General features: G+C 41.0%; 4 protein-coding genes. All 4 read left to right on the top strand.

From position 1 onward, the window contains the following. Positions 1 to 1,314 (top strand): DUF2334 domain-containing protein (locus WAM07_RS06645; RefSeq protein WP_422165751.1); only part of this gene is annotated, 1,314 nt, incomplete at its 5' end. Beyond that, positions 1,307 to 2,584, top strand: a complete 1,278-nt coding sequence (locus WAM07_RS06650; protein WP_422165752.1) for a glycosyltransferase family 2 protein — start codon at positions 1,307 to 1,309, stop codon at positions 2,582 to 2,584. The genes WAM07_RS06645 and WAM07_RS06650, both read left to right, overlap by 8 nt. A gap of 30 nt (positions 2,585 to 2,614) precedes the next feature. Then, positions 2,615 to 3,706, top strand: a complete 1,092-nt coding sequence (locus WAM07_RS06655) for a hypothetical protein (RefSeq protein ID WP_422165753.1) — start codon at positions 2,615 to 2,617, stop codon at positions 3,704 to 3,706. 162 nt (positions 3,707 to 3,868) lie between these two features. Continuing rightward, positions 3,869 to 4,840 (top strand): S8 family peptidase, encoded by a 972-nt coding sequence (locus WAM07_RS06660; RefSeq protein ID WP_422165754.1) that lies wholly within the window; start codon positions 3,869 to 3,871, stop codon positions 4,838 to 4,840. The last annotated feature ends 418 nt before the right edge of the window (positions 4,841 to 5,258 follow it).

Genomic DNA, 5,258 nt, shown 5'->3' on the forward strand with positions numbered 1-5,258 from the left:
AAACCGGAGAAGAAAGTGAAGACGTCCATACACACCGTATTTAACGTTAACCTTGACGAGAAAGCCGAGACGATTGTAGAAGTAGAATCTGGAGAACGCACCTTTCCGATCGTCAGTCATTTCGAACAAGCTTATTATGTAGGAACGCCGATGATTGATTCCCCTTTTTCAAAGTTTCTTGGAGAGACGCTTCATGAAGTGTTCCAGTCGGATCATGCCTCTGCACATCAGGGCTATATACGACTTGAGGATGTCCATCCCCTTGTGGATCCCGATAACCTTCGGGGGATTGCTGAAGTGCTGAAGGAGAAGGATATTCCTTATATGATCGCGGTCATCCCTGTTTATATTAACCCTGCGAACGGTGAGCGTGTTCATTTATCAGATTATCCAAAAGTACTGGAAGCTTTAAAGTATATGCAGGCTAATGGTGGGGCTGTGGTTTTGCATGGCTACACCCATCAGTATAGGGACTCTGAAACAGGAGAAGGCTTCGAATTTTGGGATGTGGAGAACAATACACCGGTTTATAAAGATGCGGAAGACGACACACCTTTGAAGAAACGTGGCGATTTTAATAATCAGAAAGAATATGAAGGTTACAGGAAGGGATTAATAGAATTTGAGCAGTCTTATGTATCCGGTAAACTTAAGAGCGGAATTAATGAATTAACGAGCTTCGGCCTTCATCCGCTGGCCTTTGAAGCGCCCCATTATACGATGTCGCAGAATGGATATCAAACGACATCCGAGTACTTTTCCACTTACGTAGGGCAGTTACAGCTAAGTGATGATAACTGGGAGATTATGTCGAGTGCCCCTTATATTACGAAGCCATCCTTTTTACATGGGATGACCCTTCTCCCAGAGACGTTAGGTTACGTCGAGCCGGATGCTCCTGATGCTGTGGATGCCATTATGGATCGTGCTGAAGAGCAGATGATTGTAAGAGATGGAATGCTGTCGCTATTCTACCACCCGTATCTGGGAGTGGAGAAATTTAAAGAGTTACTTAGTCGACTTGAAACCCTCCCTGACGTACAGTGGATTGACATAAAAAAAGGGAATCATAGCGTTACTTCCGATAAAGTGAACATCCAGACAGCCGCCGGGAGAGTAGATGTTGATGGCAGCCAGTTTAGCTTAGTGACGGATTCGAAAATTTCGTTTAGTTATTTTATTCATCAGACGCTCGAGAAGATTTCATGGGGACTGGTCGGAACAGGATCCTTAGGCGTTCTCTTTTTCTTCAGCTCTACGATCATTTCCCGCAGACGTTTTTCAAAAATAGAACGGAGGGATCATGTTGGCTGATTTTCTATTGTACCTATCTTTGTTCTTAATTTGGTTCATGTTGTTTTACCATATGTTTTTAATGCAGGGAGGATATTTGCACGCCCAGTCGTACCGAAAAACGGCTGATAAGTATTTGAGTCAGATGAAGGAGTACCCTGCCGTCAGCATTCTCATTCCTGCGCATAATGAAGAAATGGTGATTGAGAATACTTTAAATAGCATGGTACGCCTGAATTACCCGAAGGATAAACTTGAAGTAATCGTGATTAACGATAATTCCAGCGATGATACGGGGAATATTGTAGAAGGATATGCGGATATGTATCCCTATATCAAAGTAATTCACACCAAACCTCCACTTGGAGGCAAGGGTAAGTCAGGAGCCCTCAATACAGGTTTAAAACATTCTACAGGGGAGTTTATTGTGGTCTATGATGCAGATAACACACCTGAGCCTGATGCTGTCACGCAGCTTGCTTCCGGCCTTATGAATGATCAGAAAGCGGGCGCAGTTGTAGGGAAGTTCCGTGTGACCAATGGCAGCAAAAATCTGTTAACCCGGCTGATTAATATTGAAACGATCACCTTTCAGTGGCTGGCTCAGGCGGGAAGATGGTTCTGGTTCAAACTATCAACGATTCCCGGGACGAATTTTGCTATCCGCCGCTCTATCCTTGAGAAGCTTGGAGGATGGGATGAAAAAGCTCTTTCGGAAGACACAGAGTTAAGTTTCAGAGTTTACAATCTGGGATATCACATCCGATTTTTCCCTTCAGCCGTTACGTGGGAGCAGGAACCTGAAATGATTAAGGTCTGGTGGAAGCAGCGGACACGCTGGGCCAGAGGCAATGAATATGTTATTTTTAAGTACCTTCTTAACTTTAAGAATATGGACAATAAAAAAGTAGGTCTCGATCTCATCTACTTTCTGTTTACTTACCTTTTGTTCTTTGGGGGAGTGATGATCTCTCATAGCATATTTATTTTAAATATATTTTTTGACTTGAACCTCTCCATGGGGGCCGTATCTTATGTTCTGCTGGTTCTTGGTTTCTTATTATTTGTGACGGAGGTTGCCTTAGCGCTTAGTTTTGAAAAAGATCAATTAACCTTGAAGAACGCGGGGATCATTCTATTTATGTACTTCACTTATTCCCAGTTGTGGTTGCTCCTTGTGGTTTATGCTACTTATTTAGAAGCCAAACGAGTATTATTAAAACAGGAAGTTACCTGGTATAAGACTCAGCGCTTTAAAGAAAAAGAAACAAGCGAGAACCGATCTGCATAGTCTAATATCGGAAAAAGGTGAGGTAGGAGAGTGAAAAAAACCATCATGATATCCCTGTTGATTATTGTCGTTATCAATATCGCCTTTTTCACGAGATTATGGGGGGCAGAAGCCGTTTCTAAAGATACCGAAAGCTTTATTAAAAACTTTATGACGAATGAAAATGGGACGCTGGCTACTTATATAAAGAACACCGAACATCTTGATTCTGATGAAGTGAGAGGAAGAGAAGCTTTATCAGAATCACTGGGGTTATGGATGTTGTACTCAGTTGAAAAGGGAGACCACTCTATATTTAAAGAAGCTTATCGTATATTAGAATCCTATTTTCTAACCGATGATGGATTTATATTTTGGAAACTTGCTGAAAATGGGGAAGCAGAAGTGGATACAGACGCTCTGGTGGATAACCTTCGAATTACGGAAGCATTATTCAAGGCTGAAGAGCAGTGGAATGAAAAAAAGTATGGGGAAACAGCGATCCGAATAGGGGAATATATGAAGGACTATTTTGGAACAGAAAATATATGGACGGACTTTTATGACCGCCGGCACCGTCAGACATCCGATGTGCTAACGTACTCCTATATCGATGTAGAAGCCTTAACGCTGCTTAAAGATCATCAGCTGATTCCTCTCAGTACCTTTCAGCAGATGAAGTCCCTTCTTACAGAAGCTGAACTGAAGAAAGGATTCTATCCTAAGTCCATCGATGCTGATTCAAGTAAGGTATCTTACAACAATGAAGTCAATATGATTGATCAAATACTGGTGGCTCTAAATCAGGCAAAACTGGAAAACTCTTCTTCTGAATTTACAAATTTCGTCACCGAAGAAATGAACGCAAAAGGAAAACTGTATGGGCGTTACTCTCTTCAAACAAAAGAACCTATCGTAGAATACGAATCTCCAGCTCTGTATGGTTTTCTTATTCTATATGCTATGGAATTAGATGATAAGAAATTAGCTCTACAGGCGTACAATAGAATGATCGATTTTAGAGAAACTAGGTTCAAATTTAAAGGTGGATATGCGGTGAGTAATGGTGATACCCACATATTTGATAATCTTGTCCCTTTATTAGCTGAAGAAACGTTAAAGAAAGCAGGATGGCTGCCCTAACAGCCTCCTGCTTTCTTTAATTCTTGTCTAACTAATTTATTATTTATCTGTATATTCAGATACTTACAAAAAATGATATAATAATGGAAAGCTTTACCTATCATCATGAGTTAGCATTCTTCAATTTGCTCTTGCATGACTCAAAATAGGGGAGGAAGTTAAATGAGTGAAATGAAGTTAATTCCATACCGTACCGAACAGATCCTGCAGGAAGCGGAAGAGGTCCCAATTGGCGTAAAGATGATTGAGGCACAAAGTTTGTGGGACAGAACCAGCCAGGGAAAAGGGAGTGTCGTTGCTGTCATCGACACAGGCTGTCAAATGGACCATCCAGATCTTAAGAACCGTATCCTTGGAGGCTATAACTTTACAGATGACTATGAAGGTGATGAAAAGAACTATGACGATAATAATGGCCACGGTACTCATGTAGCAGGAACGATTGCAGCCATAGATAACGAACAGGGTGTAATAGGTGTGGCTCCGCAGGCGGATTTATTAATTCTTAAAGTACTCTCTGGAGAGGGGAGCGGGCAGTACGATTGGATAATAAGTGCAATTGAATACGCTATTAACTGGAAAGGTTCTCAGGGAGAACGTGTAAGAGTTATTTCTATGTCACTTGGAGGCCCTGAGGATGCGGATGAAATGCATAAGGTTGTCCAAAAAGCGGTTAATCAGGGTATTTCTGTCGTATGTGCTGCAGGAAATGAAGGAGACGGACGTGAGAATACTTATGAATACGCCTATCCTGGCTGCTATAATGAAGTTATCCAAGTTGGAGCGATTGACGCTCAAAGGGAAATCACTGACTTTACTAACACCAACGATGAAATTGATCTGGTAGCCCCTGGGGTTGACGTTCTCTCTACCTATATTAAAGGAAAATATGCTCGCTTATCGGGTACCTCCATGGCTACACCCCATGTCGCTGGTGGTTTAGCCCTCATTATTCCTCTTGTAGAAGCTCAATTCCAAAGATCTATGTCTGAACCTGAAATATTCTCGCAATTAATTAAACGCACTCTCCCTCTCGGTTACTCTAAATCAGCCGAAGGTAATGGGTTATTAATGCTCTCTCTTACAGATAAATTAGAAGAACTCTTCTCTACCTACACTACGGCTATGAAATAAAGCAACTTCTTTATCTGTTTTATACTAATACCTGTCTGGAATCATTCTTCCGGACAGGTATTTTTTTGAGTTTTACAGCGCTCTCCCAACTAGTCCGCACTTTTGTTTTCACCGAAAAAACCAAGTCCGTGTTTTTGTGTAATTATATGTCATATTCAGGCGTGTTTGCTTATGTACACAAAAATGTTTTCAAGTATACAATTTGTAATGAAAGTACACAATTTGCAATACAATTGTATACTAGAATGAATGCAAGATTACAAACACGTACACATACTGTCATATCAACATGTATGCATATTTGTAAACATGTACACAAATAAAGTAAACATGTGTGCGTGAAATGCAGGCAAGTATACGTGGTTGAATACTCCGAAAGGCACATTGACTATTCCGGCAGAGTCTAATAGATTAATAG

Origin of the sequence: Halobacillus sp., assembly GCF_049282395.1 — a bacterium.
Taxonomy (GTDB): domain Bacteria; phylum Bacillota; class Bacilli; order Bacillales; family Halobacillaceae; genus Halobacillus.

Excerpts from the sequence above, each read along its gene's own strand:
- WAM07_RS06660 (WP_422165754.1), top strand. The coding sequence starts at position 3,869 with ATGAGTGAAATGAAGTTAATTCCATACCGTACCGAACAGATCCTGCAG.